At 69.6% G+C, this 21,560-nt stretch carries 20 protein-coding genes; 4 read left to right on the top strand and 16 right to left on the bottom strand.

What is annotated here, in order from left to right; genetic code table 11:
- Nucleotides 1–20: 20 nt before the first annotated feature.
- The 3 genes from BO226_RS08930 to pafA all read right to left on the bottom strand — a co-directional run bounded on the left by BO226_RS08930 (nucleotide 21) and on the right by pafA (nucleotide 3,491).
- The gene (locus BO226_RS08930) at nucleotides 21–1,052 is read right to left on the bottom strand and encodes a helix-turn-helix transcriptional regulator (protein ID WP_071935038.1); all 1,032 of its coding nucleotides are present in this window, start codon (nucleotides 1,050–1,052) and stop codon (nucleotides 21–23) included.
- Nucleotides 1,049–2,044, bottom strand: a complete 996-nt coding sequence (locus BO226_RS08925; RefSeq protein WP_071935037.1) for a helix-turn-helix transcriptional regulator — start codon at nucleotides 2,042–2,044, stop codon at nucleotides 1,049–1,051. The genes BO226_RS08930 and BO226_RS08925 overlap by 4 nt, the downstream gene beginning before the upstream one ends.
- 88 nt (nucleotides 2,045–2,132) lie before the next feature.
- Nucleotides 2,133–3,491, bottom strand: a complete 1,359-nt coding sequence (pafA, locus tag BO226_RS08920) for a Pup--protein ligase (protein WP_006552177.1) — start codon at nucleotides 3,489–3,491, stop codon at nucleotides 2,133–2,135.
- 31 nt (nucleotides 3,492–3,522) lie between these two features.
- Here pafA and BO226_RS08915 point away from each other — a divergent pair, with 31 nt between their 5' ends.
- Nucleotides 3,523–5,121 (top strand): bifunctional phosphatase PAP2/diacylglycerol kinase family protein, encoded by a 1,599-nt coding sequence (locus BO226_RS08915; protein ID WP_071935036.1) that lies wholly within the window; start codon nucleotides 3,523–3,525, stop codon nucleotides 5,119–5,121.
- Here BO226_RS08915 and prcA read toward each other — a convergent pair.
- The 6 genes from prcA to arc all read right to left on the bottom strand — a co-directional run bounded on the left by prcA (nucleotide 5,022) and on the right by arc (nucleotide 10,838).
- Complete coding sequence (gene prcA / locus BO226_RS08910; RefSeq protein WP_071935035.1) at nucleotides 5,022–5,834, bottom strand: proteasome subunit alpha; 813 nt, start codon at nucleotides 5,832–5,834, stop codon at nucleotides 5,022–5,024. The two genes, BO226_RS08915 and prcA, sit on opposite strands and share 100 nt — an antisense overlap.
- Complete coding sequence (gene prcB, locus BO226_RS08905; protein ID WP_006552174.1) at nucleotides 5,831–6,685, bottom strand: proteasome subunit beta; 855 nt, start codon at nucleotides 6,683–6,685, stop codon at nucleotides 5,831–5,833. The genes prcA and prcB overlap by 4 nt, the downstream gene beginning before the upstream one ends.
- On the bottom strand, nucleotides 6,682–6,873 hold the full coding sequence (locus BO226_RS08900; protein WP_006552173.1) for a ubiquitin-like protein Pup: 192 nt from the start codon (nucleotides 6,871–6,873) through the stop codon (nucleotides 6,682–6,684). Before BO226_RS08900 ends, prcB begins: the two co-directional genes overlap by 4 nt.
- A gap of 166 nt (nucleotides 6,874–7,039) precedes the next feature.
- On the bottom strand, nucleotides 7,040–8,533 hold the full coding sequence (gene dop / locus BO226_RS08895; protein WP_006552172.1) for a depupylase/deamidase Dop: 1,494 nt from the start codon (nucleotides 8,531–8,533) through the stop codon (nucleotides 7,040–7,042).
- Nucleotides 8,534–8,588: 55 nt separating this feature from the next.
- Nucleotides 8,589–8,975 (bottom strand): nitroreductase family deazaflavin-dependent oxidoreductase, encoded by a 387-nt coding sequence (locus BO226_RS08890; protein WP_071935034.1) that lies wholly within the window; start codon nucleotides 8,973–8,975, stop codon nucleotides 8,589–8,591.
- A 93-nt stretch (nucleotides 8,976–9,068) separates the two neighbouring features.
- The gene (gene arc / locus BO226_RS08885; RefSeq protein WP_024101038.1) at nucleotides 9,069–10,838 is read right to left on the bottom strand and encodes a proteasome ATPase; all 1,770 of its coding nucleotides are present in this window, start codon (nucleotides 10,836–10,838) and stop codon (nucleotides 9,069–9,071) included.
- Between the two features lie 187 nt (nucleotides 10,839–11,025).
- Between arc and BO226_RS08880 the strand changes: the two genes are divergently transcribed.
- On the top strand, nucleotides 11,026–11,505 hold the full coding sequence (locus BO226_RS08880; protein ID WP_024101037.1) for a hypothetical protein: 480 nt from the start codon (nucleotides 11,026–11,028) through the stop codon (nucleotides 11,503–11,505).
- A gap of 21 nt (nucleotides 11,506–11,526) precedes the next feature.
- Here BO226_RS08880 and BO226_RS08875 read toward each other — a convergent pair whose 3' ends face one another.
- Nucleotides 11,527–12,378 carry a tRNA (adenine-N1)-methyltransferase gene (locus BO226_RS08875; RefSeq protein ID WP_019289521.1) on the bottom strand — a complete coding sequence of 284 codons (852 nt, stop codon included), beginning with the start codon at nucleotides 12,376–12,378 and terminating at the stop codon, nucleotides 11,527–11,529.
- 89 nt (nucleotides 12,379–12,467) lie between these two features.
- Here BO226_RS08875 and BO226_RS08870 point away from each other — a divergent pair, with 89 nt between their 5' ends.
- Both BO226_RS08870 and BO226_RS08865 read left to right on the top strand, forming a co-directional pair.
- Entirely contained in the window at nucleotides 12,468–13,343 is an 876-nt protein-coding gene (locus tag BO226_RS08870; protein ID WP_071935033.1) for a RecB family exonuclease, read from the top strand.
- The gene (locus BO226_RS08865) at nucleotides 13,340–14,179 is read left to right on the top strand and encodes a thioesterase family protein (RefSeq protein ID WP_071935032.1); all 840 of its coding nucleotides are present in this window, start codon (nucleotides 13,340–13,342) and stop codon (nucleotides 14,177–14,179) included. The genes BO226_RS08870 and BO226_RS08865 overlap by 4 nt, the downstream gene beginning before the upstream one ends.
- 41 nt (nucleotides 14,180–14,220) lie before the next feature.
- Here BO226_RS08865 and hisG read toward each other — a convergent pair whose 3' ends face one another.
- The 6 genes from hisG to metH all read right to left on the bottom strand — a co-directional run bounded on the left by hisG (nucleotide 14,221) and on the right by metH (nucleotide 21,523).
- Nucleotides 14,221–15,084, bottom strand: coding sequence for an ATP phosphoribosyltransferase (gene hisG, locus BO226_RS08860; RefSeq protein WP_006552165.1), 864 nt, complete (start codon nucleotides 15,082–15,084; stop codon nucleotides 14,221–14,223).
- Nucleotides 15,085–15,177: 93 nt separating this feature from the next.
- Nucleotides 15,178–15,459 carry a phosphoribosyl-ATP diphosphatase gene (locus BO226_RS08855; RefSeq protein ID WP_170318512.1) on the bottom strand — a complete coding sequence of 94 codons (282 nt, stop codon included), beginning with the start codon at nucleotides 15,457–15,459 and terminating at the stop codon, nucleotides 15,178–15,180.
- A 40-nt stretch (nucleotides 15,460–15,499) separates the two neighbouring features.
- On the bottom strand, nucleotides 15,500–16,387 hold the full coding sequence (locus BO226_RS08850) for a pseudouridine synthase (RefSeq protein ID WP_019289518.1): 888 nt from the start codon (nucleotides 16,385–16,387) through the stop codon (nucleotides 15,500–15,502).
- 4 nt (nucleotides 16,388–16,391) lie between these two features.
- Nucleotides 16,392–17,252: an oxygen-dependent tRNA uridine(34) hydroxylase TrhO gene (trhO, locus tag BO226_RS08845; protein WP_019289517.1), complete on the bottom strand. Its 861-nt coding sequence runs from the start codon at nucleotides 17,250–17,252 to the stop codon at nucleotides 16,392–16,394.
- Nucleotide 17,253: 1 nt separating this feature from the next.
- Entirely contained in the window at nucleotides 17,254–17,961 is a 708-nt protein-coding gene (locus BO226_RS08840) for an HAD family hydrolase (RefSeq protein ID WP_071935031.1), read from the bottom strand.
- Nucleotides 17,954–21,523 (bottom strand): methionine synthase, encoded by a 3,570-nt coding sequence (gene metH, locus BO226_RS08835; RefSeq protein ID WP_033098342.1) that lies wholly within the window; start codon nucleotides 21,521–21,523, stop codon nucleotides 17,954–17,956. The genes BO226_RS08840 and metH overlap by 8 nt, the downstream gene beginning before the upstream one ends.
- Nucleotides 21,524–21,560: the final 37 nt, after the last annotated feature.

The following is a 21,560-nucleotide window of genomic DNA, read 5'->3' as shown; positions in this document are numbered from 1 at the left end:
GATGTTGCACAACGCGACCGTCACGGTGTCGGACCCGCACCGCGGGTCGCGTTCTCCCCGTCGAGCTCGGCATAGGCCGCCAGCGCCGCCTCGGCCCGCGCCCGCACCGCGGCCCGCAACTCCGGTGGGTCGAGCACCTGCACCCCGGCGCCGAGACCGACGAGCAGCCGCGCCATCCACCCCGGCGACGCGTACCGCATCGACGCCTCGCACCTGCCGTCGGGAAGCACCTGCACGTCGGTGAGCGGGTAGTAGTCGAGCAGCCAGGTATACGACGGGGCGATGCGCAACCGCGCGGCGGGCAGCGACGGGTCGCCCTCGAACAGTTCGAGGTGCTCGTCGTCGGTGATCGCCCGGTGCGGCGGTCGCGTCGGCTCGTCGAGCACGGTGGCGGCGTCGATGCGGTCGAAGCGGAACAGCCGCACTCCTTCGGCGCTGCGGCACCACGCCTGCAGGTAGGCGTGTTCGTCGATGATGACGATGCGGATCGGGTCGACGTCGCGTTCGGAGACGGTGTCGCGGGAAGCCGAATAGTAGGTCAGGTGCACGGCGCGCCCGTCGCGCACCGCAGCCCGCACCTGTCCGGCGGCGTCGGAGTCCCCGGCTGCCTCCGGATCAGGCTCGGCAGTCGCCGCGGTGGCGGTGTCGGTGGTGGCGGTGTCGGCGGGCAGCGCGGCGGTCCCGGCGGCCGCCTCGATCTTCGCGATCGCCGACTGCGCCGCGGACGGGTCGACGACGCCGGGCATCTCCTGCAGCGACCGCAGCGCCACGAGCAGCGCGGTGGCCTCGGTGGAGGTCAGCCGCAGGGGTCGTTCGATGCCCGCGGTGAAGGTCACCACGATGCTGTCCTCGGAGAACGACAGGTCGATCAGATCACCGGGTCCGTAGCCGGGCAGGCCGCACACCCACAGCTGGTTCAGATCGTCCATCACCTGCTTGGGGGTGACCCCGAGATCGCGGGCGGCCTCGGCCGCGCTGATCCCCGGGTGCGCCAGGAAGTAGGGCACGAGATTGAGCAGTCGTCCCAGTCGCGCCGACAGTCGTGTGCTCATCGCTCCTCCTCCCCCGCATCCGTGACCGCCCGTTCGAGGATGCGGTGCACCTCGGCCCGCAACTCCGGTGGGTCGAGCACCAACGCGTCCGCGCCCTGCCCGGCGACGATCCGGGCGATCCATTCCCACGAGCGCACCGGCACCTCGAGTTCCACCCCGTCGCGGTCGCCGATCCGCCGGGCCGCGCCGGTCCGTCCGAGCCGGCGTAGCTCCCACGCGCGTCCATCGGCCACCCACAGGCGTGCCGATCCGCTGACCTCCGCCGGGGAGGTCGCGGCGAGCACCCGCCCCCGCAGATCCACGCCCTCCGGGATCTGCACCGCCCCCTCTGGGCCGATCGCGGTGATCTCGTCGCCGATGCGCGAGAGCCGGAAGGTGCGCACGGCGTCGCGATCGCGGTCGTGGCCGACGAGATACCAGCGGCCGTGCACGGTGACCACACCCCACGGTTCGACGGTGCGCGTCGACCACGGCTCGGTGGGGGAACTGCGGTGGGTGAACCGCACCGCGCGGCGCGCGTCGATCGCGGCGAGCAACGCCGTCAACGCGGGTTCGGAACCGCGGGCGCGCGGCGGCAGCGGCGCGACGACCTCCCCGCCGTCCGAGTCGACACGGATCCCGGCGGCGCGCAGCTTGAGCACCGCGCCCTGCGCCGCGGCGGTCAGCTCCGGCGATTCCCACAGCGCGGCGGCGACGGCCACGGCGGCGGTCTCCTCGCGGGTGAGGTCGATCTCGGGCAGTTCGTAGGCGTCGCGGTTGATGCGGTAGCCCTCCACCGTCGACGACCGCGACGGCCGGCCCGTCTCGAGGGGCACCCCGAGATCGCGCAGTTCGTTCTTGTCCCGCTCGAACATGCGGCTGAACGCCTCGTCGCTCGCGCATTCGGAGTAGCCGGCCACCGAGGCCCGGATCTTCTCCGCGGTCACGAACTGTCGGGTGGACAGCAGCGCGATGACCAGGTTCACCAGCCGTTCGACTTTCGAGATCGCCACGCGCCAACCCTAGTGCCCGCGCGCCGCCGGCACCGCATCACCGTCCATCGGAGCGGACCGGACGGTCCGCTCCGATGGACGACGGTACTCACATGGAGGCGATGAGCCGTTCGACGCGTTCGTCCACGGACCGGAACGGGTCCTTGCACAACACGGTGCGCTGCGCCTGGTCGTTGAGCTTCAGATGCACCCAGTCGACGGTGAAATCGCGGCCCGCGGCCTGCGCGGCGGCGATGAAATCACCGCGCAGCTTCGCGCGGGTGGTCTGCGGCGGGGTGTTCACCGCGGCGTCGACGGACTCGTCGTCGGTCACCCGCGCCGCCAGTCCCTTGCGTTGCAGCAGGTCGAACACACCGCGTCCGCGTTTGATGTCGTGATAGGCCAGGTCGAGCTGGGCGATCTTCGGGTCGGACAGCTCCATGTTGTAGCGGTCCTGGTAGCGCTGGAACAACTTGCGCTTGATCACCCAGTCGATCTCGGTGTCGACCTTCGCGAAGTCCTGCGATTCGACGGCGTCGAGGACGCGGCCCCACAGGTCCACCACCTGCGCGACGTGCGGGTCGGGTTCGCGCTGGTGCAGATATTCCACCGCCCGCGCGTGGTATTCGCGCTGGATGTCCAGGGCGCTGGCCTGCCGGCCGCCGGCCAGGCGCACCGGGCGCCGGCCCGTCAGGTCGTGGGAGACCTCGCGGATGGCGCGGATCGGGTTGTCGAGCGCGAAGTCCCGGAACGGCACCCCGGCCTCGATCATCTCGAGCACCAGCGCCGCCGACCCCACCTTGAGCATGGTGGTGGTCTCGGACATGTTCGAGTCCCCGACGATCACGTGCAGGCGCCGGTACTTCTCGGCGTCGGCGTGCGGCTCGTCGCGGGTGTTGATGATCGGCCGCGACCGGGTGGTCGCCGACGAGACGCCCTCCCAGATGTGCTCGGCGCGTTGCGACAGGCAGAAGGTGGCGGCTTTGGGGGTCTGCAGCACCTTCCCGGCGCCGCAGATCAGCTGGCGGGTCACCAGGAAGGGCAGCAGCACATCGGAGATGCGGGAGAACTCGCCGACGCGGGCGACGAGATAGTTCTCGTGGCAGCCGTAGGAGTTGCCCGCAGAGTCGGTGTTGTTCTTGAACAGGAAGATGTCGCCGCCGATGCCTTCCTCGGCCAGACGCTGCTCGGCGTCGATGAGCAGTTCCTCGAGGACCCGCTCACCGGCATGGTCGTGCTCGACGAGCTGGAGCAGGTCGTCGCACTCGGCGGTGGCGTACTCGGGGTGCGAGCCGACATCGAGATACAGTCGCGCCCCGTTCCGCAGGAAGACGTTCGAACTGCGCCCCCAGGACACCACCCGGCGGAACAGATAGCGGGCCACCTCGTCGGGGCTCAACCGACGATGCCCGTGGAAGGTACACGTGACGCCGAACTCCGTCTCGATACCCATGATTCGTCGCTGCACACTTCGACAGTACCGCGCGAACCCGACCCCCATGGGTCGCAACGACATCTACGGTCGAGGTGTGATCGTTCCCGAGCGTTACCGCACCGCCGACCGGGCCCTGTTCGAGCGCTCCGGGGCGCTGCGCGCGTCCCCCGCCGACCCGCTGCTGCGCGATCTCGGACGCGCCGCCAACCACAGTGTGCTGTGGGTGGCGTGCGCCGCGGTGTGCGCCACCGCCGGCGGTCACGCCCGCCGCGGAGCGGTGCGGGGTCTGCTGTCGGTAGCCGGGGCCAGCGCCTTGACCAACGGGCTGCTCAAACCGCTGTTGCCGCGCCGCCGGCCCCCGGCGCGCACCGACCCGAAGTTTCGACGCCGCACGGTGCCGATCCCCCGCTCGTCGTCGTTCCCGTCCGGGCACGCCGCGTCGGCGGCGGCGTTCGCGACCGGGGTGGCGCTCGAATCCCCTGCGGCTGGGGCGGTTCTGGCGCCGCTGGCCGCGGCGGTGGCCTATTCGCGGGTGCACACCGGCGTGCACTGGCCCGGCGACGTCGTCGTCGGCGCCGCGGTCGGGGCGACGGTGGCGTGGTCGACGCGCCGCTGGTGGGCGGTGCGCAGCCGCGAACCGGCGACCGTGCAGGTCGCGGCGGCCGCGCCCGCCCTGCCCGGCGGCGACGGAATGCTGCTGGTGGTCAACCGCGATGCCGGGACCGCCGAGGAGATCGCCGCGCGGGTCACCGCCGCGCTGCCGAGGGTGCGTCGCGTCGATCTGGATCCCGACGGTGATCCGGCGGCGCAGTCGGAACGTCTGCTGACCGAATATCGGCCGCAGGCGGTGGGGGTGTGCGGCGGGGACGGCACCGTCGCGGCGGTGCTCGACGTCGCCGTCGCCGCGCGGCTGCCGGTGGCGGTCTTCCCCGGCGGCACCCTCAACCATTTCGCGCTCGATCTCGGCGTGGTGGACCTGGACGAGACGGTGCGGGCGGTCACCGCCGGGCAGGCGGTGGCCGTCGGGCTCGGGCAGGTCACGGTGACCGGGCCGGACGGGCGCACGGTGCGGCGGTTCGTCAACACCGCCAGCCTCGGTGGCTATCCGGATGCGGTGCGGTTGCGGCAGCACTGGGAACCGCGGATCGGCAAGTGGCCGGCGGCGGGGTTGGCGATGCTCGCGGTGCTGCGCACGGCGAGCCCGATGCCGGTGCGGATCGACGGGGCGGGGCGGGCGGTGTGGTTGCTGTTCGTCGGCAACGGCCGCTACACCCCGGCAGATCAGGTGCCGATGTCCCGGGCGCATCTGGATCCGGGCACCCTCGACGTGCGGTATCTACCCGCGGAGAGTCGGTTCTCGCGGCTGCGTCTGCTCCTCGCTGCGGCGACCGGCACCCTCGGCGCGTCACCGATGTATCGGCAGCGGCACATCCCGGGCCTGGCGGTGGAGGTCATCGGGGACCCGGTGGCGTTGGCCACCGACGGGGAGGTCCTCGCCGACGGCACCGGTTTCGACTTCGAGGTGGTGCCGTCGGCGTTGACGGTCTATCGGCTCGCGGTGGATCAGCCCGCGTCGGGACCGGACTCGGTCTCCGAGCCGGTCGCGGTGTCGGACCCCGATTCGGGGGCCGGATCGGCGGGCGTCTCCGACGGCGCCGCCTGAGCGGACCCGGTGCTGGGCAGCAGCGCGTCGAGCGCCGCCCCCGAGATACGCCGGAAGGCGCGGCGCGGCCGCTGCTTCTCGAGCACCGCGACCTCGAGTTCCCCGCGGCCGAGCACCCGCGGCGCCGCGTCGGCGGTGGCGGGCTGCTGCAGCGCGGTCACCGCCACGGCGACCGCCTCGTCGAGCGGCAGACCCGGCTTGTACGACGAGCGCAGCGCGGTGATGATCGGTTCGGTGTTGCCGCCCATCACCACGAACTGCGGTTCGTCGACGATCGAGCCGTCGTATGTGATGCGGTACAGCTGCGGGCCGTCGTCGGTGTCGGCGCGCCCGACCTCGGCGACGCAGATCTCCACCTCGTACGGCTTGGGCTGCTCGGTGAAGATGGTGCCGAGGGTCTGCGCGTAGGCGTTCGCCAGTGCCCGCCCGGTCACGTCCCGCCGGTCGTAGGAGTAGCCGCGCATGTCGGCGTGCATGATCCCGGCGCGCCGCAGATTCTCGAACTCGTTGTACTTGCCGACAGCCGCGAAACCGACCCGGTCGTACAGTTCGCTGATCTTGTGCAGCGCCTTCGACGGATTCTCCGCCACCAGCAGCACACCGTCGGCGTAGGTCAACGCGATCACCGACCGGCCGCGGGCGATGCCCTTACGGGCCAGCTCCGAGCGATCGCGCATGATCTGCTCGGCGGACGCATAGTACGGAAGTGTCACCGGGCATCTCCTGCGGTGCGGTCGGCCACGATGGTGCGGGCCAGCTCGGACAGGGTTTCCTCCGCGACGGCCACGGCCCCGGCCGCGGTGATCACCACCGCCGTCGGGTAGATCCCGCGGGTGGTGTCGGGACCACCGGTGGCGGTGTCATCGTCGGCCGCGTCGTACAGCGCCTCGACGGCGCTGCGCAGCGCGCTCTGCTCGTCGGCATCGGCGCGGTAGAGCTTCTTGAGCGACGAGCGGGCGAACAACGATCCGGAGCCGACCGCGTGGTAGCCGGCGCGTTCCTCGTAGCGGCCCCCGACCACGTCGTAGGACACGATCCGCCCGGCGCGGTGCGCATCGGACGCGTCGAGGTCGAAACCGACCAGCAACGGCACCACGGCCAAGCCCTGCATGGCCGCACCGAGATTGCCGCGCACCATCGACGAGAGCCGATTGGCCTTGCCGTCGAAGGTCAGCGGCACACCTTCGATCTTCTCGTAGTGCTCGAGTTCGACCGCGAACAGTCGCACGAGCTCGATCGCCAGACCCGCGGTGCCGGCGATGCCGGCCGCCGAATAGTTGTCGGTGATGAACACCTTGTCGACATCGCGGGAGGCGATCAGGTTACCCATGGTCGCGCGCCGGTCGCCGGCGATGAGCACACCCCCGTCGAAGGTCAGCGCCACGATGGTGGTGCCGTGCGGGGCGAGGTCCACGTGGTCACCTCGTTCGAATCGGAACCGGTTCTCCGGCAGCATCTCCGGGGCGTGCATCCGCAGGTGGTCGGAGAACGACGACAAGGGCGACGCGAGGTGCAGCTTCGGCTGCACCTCGCGGTAGGGAAGAGAGGATCGTTCGGCTGTCACTGGCCACCTTTCTGCACATATGCCCGCACGAAGTCCTCTGCGTTCTCCTCGAGCACGTCGTCGATCTCGTCGAGAAGATCGTCGGTGTCCGAGGCGAGCTTCTCGCGACGCTCCTGACCGGCACCGCCGTCACCGACGACCTCGTCGTCGTCTCCGCCGCCACCGCGTGTGGTCTGCTCCTGTGCCATCGCCGCCGACCTCCTCCTGTACTCGGCGCGGAACCGTCACCGGTCGACGATCGGTGTGGTCACCGCTGCTTCGAACTCCTACCCTACCCAGCGAACCGGTCCACCGGTGGCGACACGCGTACTCGCGGCCTGTGATCCGGCCACCGCCCTCCGCCGGGAGGGGCGGTCAGTGAGTGAGCTGATCGACCAGTTCCGCCGCCGACTGCGCAGTCTCGAGCAGCTCCCCGACATGCGCGCGGCTGCCACGCAGCGGCTCGAGCGTCGGGATGCGCACCAACGATTCGCGACCGAGATCGAAGATCACCGAATCCCAGCTCGCCGCCGCGATATCGGCACCGAAACGGCGCAGGCACTCACCGCGGAAGTAGGCGCGGGTGTCCGAAGGCGGGGTGTGCACCGCATCGAGGACCTGCTGCTCGGACACCAGCCGCTGCATCGACCCGCGGGCCACGAGGCGGTTGTACAGGCCCTTGTCCAGGCGCACATCCGAGTACTGCAGGTCGACCATGTGCAGGCGCGGCGCCGACCAGGACAGTCCCTCGCGGTTGCGGAAGCCCTCGAGCAGCCGCAGCTTCGCGGGCCAGTCCAGCAGGTCGGCGCATTCCATCGGGTCGCGTTCGAGCAGATCGAGCACCATCGCCCACTTGTCGAGGATGTCGAGGATCCGCTTGTCCTCGGTGCCGTCGTGGAACTTCGCGACCCGCTCGTGGTAGATCCGCTGCAGCGCCAGACCTGTCAGCTCCCGGCCGTCGGCGAGCGCGACGGTCTTGCGCAGCGACGGGTCGTGGCTGATGTGGTGCACCGCGGTGACCGGGCGGGCGAGCTGCAGATCCGACAGGTCGATGCCGGCCTCGATCAGGTCGAGCACCAGCGCGGTGGTGCCGACCTTGAGGTAGGTGGACATCTCCGCCAGATTCGCATCGCCGATGATCACGTGCAGGCGCCGGTACTTGTCGGCGTCGGCGTGCGGCTCGTCGCGGGTGTTGATGATGCCGCGCTTGAGGGTGGTCTCGAGGCCGACCTCGACCTCGATGTAGTCGGCGCGCTGCGAGAGCTGGAAACCGGGCTCGTCACCGGACTGGCCGATCCCGACCCGGCCGGAGCCGGTGATGACCTGCCGGGAGACGAAGAACGGGGTCAGGCCCGCGACCACCGCGGAGAACGGGGTCTCGCGGTCCATCAGGTAGTTCTCGTGGGTGCCGTAGGAGGCGCCCTTGCCGTCGACATTGTTCTTGTACAGCTGCAGTCGCGGCGCGCCGGGCACACTCGACGCGTGCCGGGCGGCGGCCTCCATCACCCGTTCCCCGGCCTTGTCCCAGATCACCGCGTCGAGGGGGTCGGCGACCTCCGGGGCGGAGTATTCGGGGTGGGCGTGGTCGACGTACAGGCGCGCCCCGTTGGTGAGGATCATGTTCGCGGCACCGACCTCGTCGGCGTCGATGACCGGGGCCGGGCCGTTGAACCGCCCCAGATCGAAGCCCCGCGCGTCGCGCAGGGGCGATTCGACCTCGTAGTCCCAGCGGGTGCGGCGGGCGCGCGGCACCCCCTCGGCGGCCGCGTAGGCCAGCACCGCCTGCGTGGAGGTCAGGATCGGGTTCGCCGATGGCTCGTTGGGTGAGGAAATCCCGTACTCGACCTCGATACCGATGATCCGCTGCATGCCCTCGAGCCTAGGCGATCCGGACGCTCACGGTCGTGACCAGCCCCGCCACCGGTCAGCGGTGCGGCTGCGGGGTGCAGTCCAGATAGCCGTGCGCCCCGATCGCCTGCAGCGCCACCCGCACCGGCAGCGGCGCCCAGCTCGCCTGCGGATCGGTCCCGAGCCGCGGGTCGCGCGCCGGGATCGCCCTGCCCCGGGTGTGCACCACCGCCTCGCCGGCGGCGCACACGTTGCGCACCCAATCGGTGTCGGCGCCGTAGGTCAACGCGATCCGCAGATCGTCACCGACGGTGAACAGCAGCACCGGGGTGCGGAACACCCGGCCCGAGTGGCGCCCGCGATGCTCGACCACCGCGGTGCCCGGCAGCAGCTGCGCGAACGGGGTGGTGACCCGGTTGGTGACGATCTTGTTGAACCGGGCCAGGGTGCGCGGCAACGGCACGGTCGGTCCTCACCCTGGATAGGCCACGACGGCCGGACCTTCCGGAGGAGGGAAGGCCCGGCCGTCGCGGATCGATTGTCGCGGGGTCGATTCCTACAGGTACTGGCCGGTGTTCGACTCGGTGTCGATCGCGCGGCTCGCGCTGGCGTTCTTGCCGGTGACCAGGGTGCGGATGTACACGATCCGCTCGCCCTTCTTCCCCGAGATCCGGGCCCAGTCGTCCGGATTCGTGGTGTTGGGCAGGTCCTCGTTCTCGGCGAACTCGTCGACGATCGAATCGAGCAGGTGCTGCACCCGCAGACCGGGCGCCCCGGTCTCGAGCACCGACTTGATCGCATACTTCTTCGCCCGGTCGACGATGTTCTGGATCATCGCGCCGGAGTTGAAGTCCTTGAAGTACAGGACCTCCTTGTCGCCGTTGGCGTAGGTGACCTCGAGGAACCGGTTGTCCTCGGACTCGGCGTACATCCGCTCGACGACCCGCTCGATCATCGCCCGCACGCACGCGACCCGATCGCCGCCGAACTCGGCGAGATCGTCTGCGTGCACCGGCAGGCTCTCGGTCAGGTACTTCGAGAAGATGTCCTGCGCGGCCTCCGCGTCCGGACGCTCGATCTTGATCTTCACGTCGAGGCGGCCGGGCCGCAGGATCGCCGGGTCGATCATGTCCTCACGGTTCGACGCGCCGATGACGATGACGTTCTCGAGCCCTTCGACACCGTCGATCTCGGCGAGCAGCTGCGGCACCACCGTGGTCTCCACATCGGAGGACACACCGGAACCGCGGGTGCGGAAGATCGAATCCATCTCGTCGAAGAACACGATCACCGGGGTGCCCTCGGACGCCTTCTCCCGGGCCCGCTGGAAGATCAACCGGATGTGCCGTTCGGTCTCACCGACGAACTTGTTCAGCAGCTCCGGGCCCTTGATGTTCAGGAAGAACGACTTCGCTTCCTTCGAATCGTCCCCGCGGGCCTCGGCGATCTTCTTCGCCAGCGAGTTCGCGACCGCCTTCGCGATCAGGGTCTTACCGCAACCGGGCGGTCCGTACAGCAGCACACCCTTCGGCGGGCGCAGCGAGTACTCGCGGAACAGGTCCTTGTGCAGGAAGGGCAGCTCCACCGCGTCGCGGATCTGCTCGATCTGCCGGCCCAGACCGCCGATGTCGCTGTAGCCGACGTCCGGGACCTCCTCGAGCACGAGATCCTCGACCTCGGCCTTGGGGATCCGTTCGAAGGCGTAGCCGGCCTTGCTGTCGACCAGCAACGAATCACCGGGGCGCAGCGTGAACGAGTTCTCGTCGTCGACGAGCAGATCGGTCTTGTCGTCGGCGGCGGCCGCGGCGAGCGGGGCGGCCAGCCACACGATGCGTTCCTCGTCGGCGTGCCCGACCACCAGCGCGCGGGTGCCGTCGTCGAGCACCTCCCGCAGGGTGGTGATCTCGCCGACGCGTTCGAAACCACCGACCTCCACGACGGTCAACGCCTCGTTCAGCCGCACCGTCTGACCGGGCCGGAAGGTGTCGAGTTCGAGATTCGGGGACACCGCGACCCGCATCTTGCGGCCCGAGGTGAACACGTCGACGGTCTGATCGTCGAACGTCTCGAGCAGCACCCCATAGCCGCTCGGCGGCTGGGCCAGCCGGTCGACCTCCTCGCGCAGCGTGATCAGCTGCTGGCGCGCATCCTTGAGGGTCTCGAGCAGTTTGCCGTTGCGGACCGTGAGGGACTCGAGCCGGGCTTCGAGGTCGCGTACCTGATCGGACGGTTCGCCGAGCCGACGACGCAAGGTCGCCACCTCTGCGCGCAACTCTTCGATTTCGCGTGCCGCCGCAACCGCATCCGGCTTCTCTGACGAGCTCATAGCGACTCCCTCCACTGTCGGTCATTCCACGCTACCGGGACATCGCCCCACATGGGGGAGGACACGAAACAGTCGTGTTCCGAACATGTGTCGCGCGTGGGGCACGCCGTGGCGCCGCACCTCCGGCACGCTGTTAGGCTCCCCTAAATATCGTGCGTCGACCGTTTCTCTCGAAAGGTACTCCTCCGTGACCCCACGTCCAGTTCGCACACTCTGCGCCGCCACCGCGATCGCCGCCCTCACCGCCCTGACCGGCTGCAGCTCCGACGACGCCGGCGACGACACCGCTGCCACGACCAGCGCAACGACGACCACCAGCACCACCGTGACCGCCGCGGTCACCGTCGAGCAACTGCAGGAACAGATCGACGTGTTCTTCGACCCGGCCGCCACCACCGAGGACCGTGCCGCGGTCGTGGAGCACGGCGCCGCGCGCACCGCCGTGCTCGATCAGTTCACCGGTGTGCTCGCCGGTTACCCGCTCACCGGCACCGTCGGCGAGATCACCACGGTCGACGCCGACACCGTCACCGCGACCACCGAGGTCGCCGGCCCGCACGGCGGCGCCCCGATGCCGCTGACCTTCGAGCAGATCGACGGCACCTGGGTCATCGCCGACGAGAGCGCCTGCTCGATCCTGGCCGCGGGCACGCTCAGCTGCGAATAACCCCTGCGGGTCGGCGTCGGCTCAGCCCTTGCTGGGCCGGCGCTGCGGCTTCGGGGTCTCCACCCCGTCCTGCAGGCGCCGGGCACTGACCAGGAACGCCGTGTGCCCCTGCATCCGATGCTCCGGCCGCACCGCCAGCCCCACCACGTGCCAGCCGCGCACCATCGACTCCCACGAACGCGGCTCGGTCCAGCAGGTCTGCTCCCGCATCGCCTCGACCACCCGCGACAGCTGCGTCGTCGTCGCCACATAGACGATGAGTACCCCGCCGGGCACCAGCGCCTTCTTCACCGTCTCGAGCACATCCCAGGGGGCGAGCATGTCCAGCACCACCCGGTCGACGCGGCCGTACTTCTCGACGTCGTAGTCCGCCAGATCGCCGAGCACCGTCGTCCAGTTCGCCGGGCGCTGCCCGAAGAAGGTGTCGACATTGCGCTCGGCGTATTCGAGATGGTCCTCGCGCACCTCGTAGGAGATCACCCGGCCGCTCTCGCCGACGGCGCGCAGCAGCGAACACGTCAGCGCGCCGGAACCGGCGCCGGCCTCGAGCACCGTCGCGCCGGGAAAGATGTCGCCCTCCTGCACGATCTGCGCGGCGTCCTTCGGGTAGATCACCTGCGCACCGCGCGGCATCGACATCACATAGTCGACGAGCAGCGGACGCAACGCCAGATAGGGGGTGCCGTTGGTGGAGGTGACCACCACACCCTCGTCGGTGCCGATCAGATCGTCGTGCAGGATCCCGCCGCGATGGGTGTGGAACTCCTTGCCCGGTTCGAGCACCACGGTGTACTTGCGGCCCTTGGCGTCGGTCAACTGCACCCGGTCCCCCACCTGGAAGGGTCCGCTGCGCCCGAGTCCGCCTACCGCCATCGCCGTGTCCACCTTCGTTCCAGCCCCGCACCCGGGATCGGGCACGCGGGTCCGGCACCGTGTCGGACCCGCGTCCTAGCCTGCCAGGTGTGACCACAGCTGCGCCCACACCCCCCACCGACACGACGCGGCCGGTCGCCCTGTCCCCCTCCCGGGCCGCCGACTTCACCCGCTGCCCGCTGCTCTACCGCTTCAAGGCCGTCGACCGGCTCACCGCACCCCCGACCCGCGCCCAGGCACGCGGCACCGTCGTGCACGCCGCCCTCGAAGCGTTGTTCGGCCTCGACGGACCGGCCCGCACCGCCACCTCCGCGCAGACCCTGCTGCCCGACGCCCTGGCCCGGGTCCTCGCCGCCACCCCCGATCTGGGCGTGGACACCGACGACGCGGGGTTCCTCGCCGAGGCCGCCGCGCTGCTGGACACCTACTTCACCGTCGAGGACCCCACCGCGGTCACCGCCGACGGCTGCGAACTGCGGGTGGAGACCACCCTCGACGGCGACGTCCCGCTGCGCGGCATCATCGACCGCCTCGATGTCGACGCCACCGGTGCGGTGCATGTCGTCGACTACAAGACCGGCCGCGCCCCGTCCCCGCGCGGCGAGCGGGCGGCGCTGTTCCAGCTGAAGTTCTACGCGCTGATCGTGTGGCGGCAACGCGGCATCGTCCCGGCCTCGCTGCGGCTGCTGTATCTCGGCGACGGTCAGGTGCTGCACTACCGGCCCGACCCCGAGGAACTGCGCCGCTTCGAACGGATCGTGCGGGCGATGTGGGCGACGATCCGGCAGTTGCGCGCCAGCGGCGACTTCCGCCCCAATCCCGGTCCCGGCTGCCGGTGGTGCGATCATCGGGCATTGTGCCCGGCGTTCGGCGGTACCCCACCGCCGTATCCCGCCGACGGCGTTGCGACGCAATCGACACCGGGCGCGCCCCACCGCATCGAGCAGCAGGAGAATCCCGAGTGAGCGACGCCGCCTACTACGTGCCGGTCCCCCGGCCGACCACCCCCACCGGCCCGGTCGACGACGTCGAGATCGCGGTGTTCCGCCCCACCGAACACACCGTCAGCACCTGGGGACCGCACCTGCAGCACGGCGCCCCACCCTCGGCGCTGCTCGCCCGCGCCATCGACCGGCACCGGCCCCGCCCCGACACCCGCCTGAGCCGGCTCACCGTCGAACTGCTCGGCCCCGTCCCCCTCACCGACCTCGAGGTGCGCACCCACATCGAACGACCCGGTCGCCGCATCGAACTGGTCGTCGCCGAATTGTGGGCCACCGCCCCCGACGGCACCGACCGCCCGGTGGCGCGCGGCACCGGCTGGCGCCTCGAAACCATCGACCTGCCGCAGGTCGCGCGGACCTCCGAAACCCCGCTGCCCGCCCCCGACCACTTCGAAGCCACCGCCCCGCACGCCTTCTGGAAGGGCGGCTACATCGACACCGTCGAATGGCGCATCATCGTCCCCTTCGGCGCTCCCGGCCTGTCGTCGGCGTGGGTGCGCAGCGAGATCGCCCTCGTGGAAGGCGAAACCCCCAGCGGGCTCGACCGGTTGATGAGCGTCGCCGACGTCGCCAACGGTGTCGGATCCAAACTCGACCCCCGCGAGTACACCTTCCTCAACACCGAACTGACCGTGCACCTGTTCCGCGCCCCCGAGTTCCGCGAACAGGACTGGGTGGGGATCGCCGCGGAGATGTCCGTCGGACCCGACGGGGTCGGCATGACCGCCGGTCTGCTCTACGACGAGACCGGCGCGCTCGGCCGCATCGCCCAGAACGTGCAGGTGCGGTCCCGCTGATCAGCGGGACCGCACCGGAAGATGTCGGGATCGGTGCGCGTCTATTCGGGGGCGCGCATCGCCCGGCACGAGCGGATGTTCGACGCGAGGATCGCGCGGGCACCGATCTCGGCGAGCCGGTCCATCACCGCGTTGTGGCCCTTGCGCGGCACCATCGCCCGCACCGCCACCGAATTCTCGTTCGCCAACGGCGAGATCGTCGGCGACTCGAGACCGGGCGTGACCTGCACGGCCTGCTCGAGCAGGTGCTTCGGGCAGTCGTAATCGATCATCACGTACTGCTGCGCGAAGACCACACCCTCGAGACGGGCGATCAGCTGGTTGCGGGCCCGATCCGAGCGATCCGAATCCTCCCGCTCGATCAGCACACCCTCCGAATCGCACAACGACTCGCCGAAGGCTACGAGATCGTGCTGCCGCAACGTCCGGCCCGAGCCGACCACATCGGCGATCGCGTCGGCGACCCCGAGCTGGATGGAGATCTCCACCGCACCGTCGAGCCGGATCACCTCGGCCTCGATGCCGCGGGCGGCGAGATCACGACGCACCAGATTCGCGTACGAGGTGGCGATGCGCAGACCCTGCAGATCCTCGACCGACCAGTCGCGGCCCTTCGGCGCGGCGTACCGGAAACGCGAGGACCCGAAGCCCAGCGACAACCGCTCGGTGACCGGAGCCCCCGAATCCATCGCCAGGTCGCGGCCGGTGATCCCCAGATCCAGCTCGCCGGAACCGACGTAGATCGCGATGTCCTTCGGCCGCAGGAAGAAGAACTCGACGTCGTTGACCGGGTCGATGACCGTCAGATCCCGCGAGTCGGTGCGCCGACGGTAGCCGGCCTCCTGCAGGATCTCGGCGGCGGACTCGGACAGCGAACCTTTGTTGGGGACTGCGACGCGCAGCATGACGGATTGGGTCCTTTCGAACGACAAGCAGAAGCGAGGAAGGGATCTACAGGGGGCACGGACGGCGGCACCGGCACAGCGGGCCACCGGCCGTCACAGATGCTTGTAGACGTCCTCGAGCTTCAGACCCCGCCCCACCATCAGCACCTGCACCCAGTACAGCAGCTGCGAAATCTCCTCGGACAGTTCCTCGTCGGACTGGTACTCGGCGGCGATCCACACCTCACCGGCCTCTTCGAGTACCTTCTTGCCCTGGAAATGCACGCCGGCGTCCAGGGCGGCGACGGTGCCGGAGCCCTCGGGGCGGGTCGCGGCGCGTTCGGACAGCTCGGCGAACAGGGAATCGAAGGTCTTCACAGGGGTCGATTGTTTCATGCCCCGCCACCGGCCCCACAGCCAGGACACCAACCCTCGCTCAGAACTCGAGTTCCCGCCCGCTGACGAACCGCCGCTCCACCCCGCTGATCGGATCGGTGAACTCCAGCGACCGCGCCAGCAACCGCAGCGGATCGGTGAAATCGTCCGCGTCGCGCCGCCGGAACCACGGATAGAAGTTGTCCCCCACGATCGGCACCCCCAACGACGCCAGATGCAGCCGCAGCTGGTGGGTGCGACCGGTGCGCGGGAACAACCGGTAACGGGCCAGCTCCCCACGCCGCTCGACCAGCTCGATGCGCGTCTCCGAATTCGGTTCGTCGGCGAACTGCTCGGCCGTCGGCTCCCCGTGCCGCTTGACGATCCGCGTGCGCACCACCTGCGGGAACGACAGGTCGGACCGATAACCGGCGACCGCCTCGTACACCTTGCGCACCCGCTGACGCTCGAACAGCTCCTGATAGGGCCGCCGCCATGCCGGATCCGTCGTGCACAGCAACACCCCGGCGGTCATCCGGTCGAGCCGGTGCACCGGCACCAGATGCGGCAACTCCAGCTCGCGCCGCAACCGCACCACCACCGACTCGCGGATGTGCGCTCCGCGCGGGATCGTCGCCAGGAAATGCGGCTTGTCCACCACCACGAGACCGTCCTCCCGATGCAACACGCGCACCGGGAACGGCACCGGCACCTCCGGCGGCGGATCGCGGTAGAAGTACACGAACCGCGTCGGCTGATACGGCGTGCACGCATCGACGCGGCGGCCGTGCTCGTCGACCAACTCCCCCGCCCCCATGTGCGCCGCCCAGTCCTCCTCGGGGTGGCCGGCCTGCAGGAACTCGACGATCGTGGCCGCGTCGACATCGGCGGGCATCCGGATGCGGTCGGGGCCGAGCCCGTCGCGCACCGGCAGCGGTGCAGCACGCACCGGTCTACGCCTCCACGAGGTCCGGGACGCAGCCCTCGCACACCAGAGTCAACTCCCGGCCGTGGAGATCCGGATGATTCCGGTACCGCGAGGTCGGCGTCCCGCACAGGGTGCAGCGGCCGATCACCGGCGCCTCGGCGCTGAACTCGACGTTCATCCGCCCGTCGAAGACGTACAGCGAACCCTCCCACAGGCCCTCGTCTCCGAAGGTCTCGCCGTAGCGGACGATGCCACCGTCGAGCTGGTAGACCTCTTCGAACCCGCGATTGCGCATCAACGCCGACAGCACCTCACAGCGCACCCCACCGGTGCAGTAGGTGACCACCGGGCGGTTCTTGAGATGGTCGTAGCGTCCGCTGTCGAGCTCGGCGACGAAATCGCGGGTCGTGGCGACATCCGGCACGATCGCATCCCGGAACCGGCCGATCTGCGCCTCGAAGCGGTTGCGGCCGTCGAAGAACACCACCTCGTCGCCGCGCTCGGCGACCAGCTCGTGCACGCCGTGCGGCGACAGATGGGTGCCGCCGTCGACGATGCCGTTCTCGTCGACCTTCACCTCGTCGGGCACCCCGAACGTCACGATCTCCGGACGTACCTTCACCGACAGCCGCGGAAAGTCGTCGCCGGTGCCGTCGGACCACTTGATATCGGTGTCCTTGAAGGCCGCATAACCGCGCAAGCCACGCACGTACTTCTTCACGTCGGCGATGTCACCGCCGACGGTGCCGTTGATGCCGTGCTCCGAGATGAGAATCCGCCCGGTCAACCCCAACGACGACGCGAGGGTGTGCTGCCACAACCGGATCGCCTCCGGGTCGGGCAACGGGGTGAACTTGTAGAACAGCACGATCTTCGGGACCGCCACCTCAGGGCACCCCCGCACCGTGCAGCTCGTGCAGATCCTCGGCGCTCAACCCCTCGAGCGTGGACCGGAACACCCGCCGCTCCGAGCCGGGCACATCCACCAGTGACGGCACCACCAGCACCGTGCACCCGGCCGCATCCGCCGCGGCCGCCCCGGTCGGAGAATCCTCCACCGCCAGACACTGCGCCGGATCCAGACCGAGCAACTCCGCAGCCCGACGGTAGGGCGCCGGATCGGGTTTGCCGGCCGGCACCTCGTCGCCACACACCGAATGATCGAAATGCTCACGGCCCAGGGTCGCGAGGGCCACCTCACACAACGCCCGCTCGGTGTTGGTCACCAGCACCGACCCCAGTCCCGCCTCGCGGACGGTGCGCAGCGCGGCCTGCGCGCCGGGCCGCCACGTGAGCCCGTCGGCGAACAACCGGCCCATGTAGTCGGTCAGCCACGCCGCCGCAGCCGCCGCCTCGTCCGGGGACGGTTCCAGACCCAACCCGGCGAAGGTGCGCAGCACCGCCAGATCCATCGGCCCCCCGATCGTGGAGATGCGGGTCTCGTCGCTCATCGGCCCACCGAGATGCAACGACAACTCGTGCATCCCGATGTCCCACAAGCGTTCCGATTCGAGCAGGGTGCCGTCCATGTCCCACAGCACCGCCCGCAGCGCACCGGTCTGCACCGCGAGCGGCGCCTCCACCCGATCAGACATTGAAATACTTCGCCTCCGGGTGGTGCAGCACGAACGCATCGGTGGACTGCTCGGGATGCAACTGCAGCTCCTCCGACAACTCCACCCCGATCCGCTCGGGTTCGAGCAGCTCGACCAGTTTGATGCGGTCCTCGAGATTCGGGCACGCGCCGTAACCGAACGCGAACCGGGCACCGCGGTAGGCAAGCTTGAAGTACTCCGCGACCTCCTCCGGATCCTCGTCCGCGGCCGTGCCGCCCTCGGCGAACGCCAGCTCCTGCCGCACCCGCCGATGCCAGTACTCGGCCAGCGCCTCGGTCAGCTGCACACCGATGCCGTGCACCTCGAGATAGTCGCGGTACGAATTCGACGCGAACAACTCGTTCGCGAAGTCCGCGATCGGCTGCCCCATCGTCACCAACTGGAACGGCCACACATCCACCTGGCCCGACGCGAGCGCATCCTCCCGCGACCGCACGAAATCGGCGATGCACAGGAACCGCGAACGCTGCTGCCGCGGGAAGGTGAACCGGTAACGCTCGGGAGCATCCGGGCGCGGCTCGGTCAGCACCACCACGTCGTCACCCTCGGACACCGCCGGGAAGTAGCCGTACACCACCGCCGCGTGCTGCAGGATGCCCTCGGTCGCCAACCGGTCCAGCCAGTACCGCAACCGCGGCCGGCCCTCGGTCTCCACGAGCTCCTCGTAGCTCGGGCCGTCGCCACCGCGCTGCCCGCGCAGGCCCCACTGCCCCAGGAACAGCGCACGCTCGTCGACCAGCGCCGCATAGTCGGCCAGCGGGATGCCCTTGATCACCCGGGTGCCCCAGAACGGCGGCGTCGGCACCGGCAGATCCTTCGCGACGTCACTGCGCTCGGGGATCTCCGCCGGCGTTTCCGCGGCCTTGCGCTTCTCCGCGATCCGCTTGCTGCGCTCGTGCCGCTCCTTGCGCTCGGCGGCCTTGCGGGCGGCCTCGATCGCCTCCGGACTGTCCGGCGCCGGACCCTCACCGCGCTTCTCGGCCATGACCCGGTCCATCAGCGACAGACCCTCGAACGCATCGCGCGCGTAGGACACCTTGCCCTCGTAGACCTCCGCCAGATCGTTCTCGACGTAACTGCGGGTCAGCGCCGCACCACCGAGCAACACCGGGAACTGCTCCGCGACCCCGCGGGAGTTGAGCTCCTCGAGGTTCTCCTTCATCACCACCGTCGACTTCACCAGCAGACCCGACATGCCGATCACATCGGCGCGCTTGTCCACCGCCGCGTCGAGGATCGTCGCGATCGGCTGCTTGATGCCGAGGTTGACCACCTCGTAGCCGTTGTTCGACAGGATGATGTCCACGAGGTTCTTGCCGATGTCGTGCACATCGCCCTTGACCGTCGCCAGCACGATCCGGCCCTTGCCCTCGTCGCCCGTCGACTCCATGTGCGGCTCGAGGAACGCCACCGCGGTCTTCATCACTTCGGCGGACTGCAGCACGAACGGCAACTGCATCTGACCCGACCCGAACAGCTCACCGACAGTCTTCATGCCCGACAGCAGCGTGTCGTTGATGATCGCCAGCGGCGGGGTGGTCCTCATCGCCTCGGTCAGATCGTCCTCGAGACCGTTGCGCTCGCCGTCGACGATGCGCCGCTCGAGCCGCTCGAACAGCGGCAACGCCGCCAGCTCCTGCGCCCGCGACTCGCGTGCCGACGCCGCCGACACCCCCTCGAACAGCTCCATCAGCTTCTGCAGCGGGTCGTAACCCTCGCTGCGCCGGTCGTACACCAGATCCAGCGCGACCTGCCGCTGTTCCTCCGGGATCCGCGCCATCGGCAGAATCTTCGACGCGTGCACGATCGCCGTATCCAGACCCGCCGCGGTGCACTCGTTCAGGAACACCGAGTTCAACACCTGCCGCGCCGCCGGATTCAGACCGAACGACACATTCGAGATGCCCAGCGTGAAGTGCACCTCCGGATGCGTCTCGTGGAGGCGGCGGATCGCCTCGATCGTCTCGATCGCATCGCGCCGCACCTCCTCCTGACCCGTCGAGATCGGGAAGGTCAACGCATCGACGATGATGTCCTGCGGCGACAACCCCCACCGACCGGTCAGATCCGCGATCAACCGCTCGGCGATGCGCACCTTGTGCTCGGCGGTGCGGGCCTGGCCCTCCTCGTCGATCGTCAACGCGACCACCGCCGCGCCGTGCTCGACGACGTGCTCCATGATCCGCTCGAACCGCGAACCCGGACCGTCGCCGTCCTCGTAGTTCACCGAGTTCACCGCACACCGACCACCGAGATGCTCGAGACCCGCCTTGATCACGTCCGGCTCCGTCGAGTCGATCATGATCGGCAACGTCGACGACGTCGCGAACCGCGACGCCAGCTCCGCCATGTCCGCCGCCCCGTCACGCCCGACATAGTCGACGTTCAGATCAAGCATGTGCGCACCGTCGCGGATCTGATCCTTCGCGATGTCCAGGCACTTCTGCCAGTCCGCGGCGAGCATCGCCTCCCGGAACGCCTTCGACCCGTTCGTGTTGGTCCGCTCACCGATCATCAGGATCGACGCGTCCTGCTCGAACGGCACCGAGGTATACAGCGACGACACACCCGGCTCCGGCTGCGCGGCGCGCGGCGCCGGCTGCACCCCCCGCACCGCCGCCGCAACCTGCCGGATGTGCTCGGGGGTGGTGCCGCAGCAGCCACCGACGAAGGTCAACCCGTACTCGGAGACGAAACCTGCCAGGGCCTCGGCGAGCTCCTCCGGCTGCAGCGGGTACTCGGCGCCGTTCGCGCCCAGCACCGGCAGACCCGCATTCGGCATCACCGACACCGGGATCGTCGCGTGCTGCGACAGATACCGCAGGTGCTCGCTCATCTCCGCCGGACCGGTCGCGCAGTTCAACCCGATCAGGTCGATGCCGAGCGGCTCGAGGGCGGTCAGCGCGGCACCGATCTCGGAACCGAGCAGCATCGTGCCGGTGGTCTCCACTGTCACGTGGGTAACGATCGGGATCCGGCGACCGGCCTGCTCCATCGCCCGCTTGCTACCGATGATCGCGGCCTTCGCCTGCAACAGGTCCTGACAGGTCTCCACCAGGATCGCGTCGGCACCACCGTCGAGCATGCCCAGCGCCGCCTCACCGTAGGCGTCGCGCAGCGCAGCGAACGGCGCGTGGCCGAGGGTGGGCAGCTTCGTACCCGGACCCATCGACCCGATCACCATCCGGGCCATGCCGTCGGCGCCGGGACCCATCTCGTCGGCGACCTCGCGGGCGAGGCGGGTACCGAGCTCGGACAGCTCACGGATGCGGTCGGCGATGTCGTAGTCGGCGAGGTTGGGCAGGTTGCAGCCGAAGGTGTTCGTCGAGACGACATCGGCGCCGGCCTCGAAGTACGCCCGGTGGATCCCCCGGATCACATCGGGACGAGATTCGTTGAGGATCTCGTTGCACCCCTCCAAACCGCGGAAGTCGTCGAGCGACAGATCCGCGGCCTGCAACATGGTGCCCATCGCCCCGTCTCCGATGACAACGCGCTGGCTCAGCGCATCGAGCAGGACAGAATGAAGTGGGGTGGACATGCCCTTCAGACTAGTGGGCGCCCGGATCGGGCCGGGT

Source organism: Rhodococcus sp. 2G, assembly GCF_001886355.1.
GTDB classification, from domain to species: domain Bacteria; phylum Actinomycetota; class Actinomycetes; order Mycobacteriales; family Mycobacteriaceae; genus Rhodococcus; species Rhodococcus pyridinivorans.
The sequence above is the reverse complement of the archived record's forward strand: the minus strand, read 5'-3'. Positions and strand labels throughout refer to the sequence as shown.

Bases quoted from the DNA above. Each gene is read 5' to 3' on its own strand.
- dop (WP_006552172.1), bottom strand. From the start codon at position 8,533: ATGCAGCGGATCATCGGTATCGAGGTCGAGTACGGGATTTCCTCACCC.
- BO226_RS08855 (WP_170318512.1), bottom strand. From the start codon at position 15,459: ATGAAACAATCGACCCCTGTGAAGACCTTCGATTCCCTGTTCGCCGAG.
- BO226_RS08915 (WP_071935036.1), top strand. From the start codon at position 3,523: ATGGGTCGCAACGACATCTACGGTCGAGGTGTGATCGTTCCCGAGCGT.
- arc (WP_024101038.1), bottom strand. From the start codon at position 10,838: ATGAGCTCGTCAGAGAAGCCGGATGCGGTTGCGGCGGCACGCGAAATC.
- BO226_RS08900 (WP_006552173.1), bottom strand. From the start codon at position 6,873: ATGGCACAGGAGCAGACCACACGCGGTGGCGGCGGAGACGACGACGAG.
- metH (WP_033098342.1), bottom strand. From the start codon at position 21,523: ATGTCCACCCCACTTCATTCTGTCCTGCTCGATGCGCTGAGCCAGCGC.
- hisG (WP_006552165.1), bottom strand. From the start codon at position 15,084: ATGCTGCGCGTCGCAGTCCCCAACAAAGGTTCGCTGTCCGAGTCCGCC.
- BO226_RS08875 (WP_019289521.1), bottom strand. From the start codon at position 12,378: ATGGCGGTAGGCGGACTCGGGCGCAGCGGACCCTTCCAGGTGGGGGAC.
- BO226_RS08840 (WP_071935031.1), bottom strand. From the start codon at position 17,961: ATGTCTGATCGGGTGGAGGCGCCGCTCGCGGTGCAGACCGGTGCGCTG.
- BO226_RS08930 (WP_071935038.1), bottom strand. From the start codon at position 1,052: ATGAGCACACGACTGTCGGCGCGACTGGGACGACTGCTCAATCTCGTG.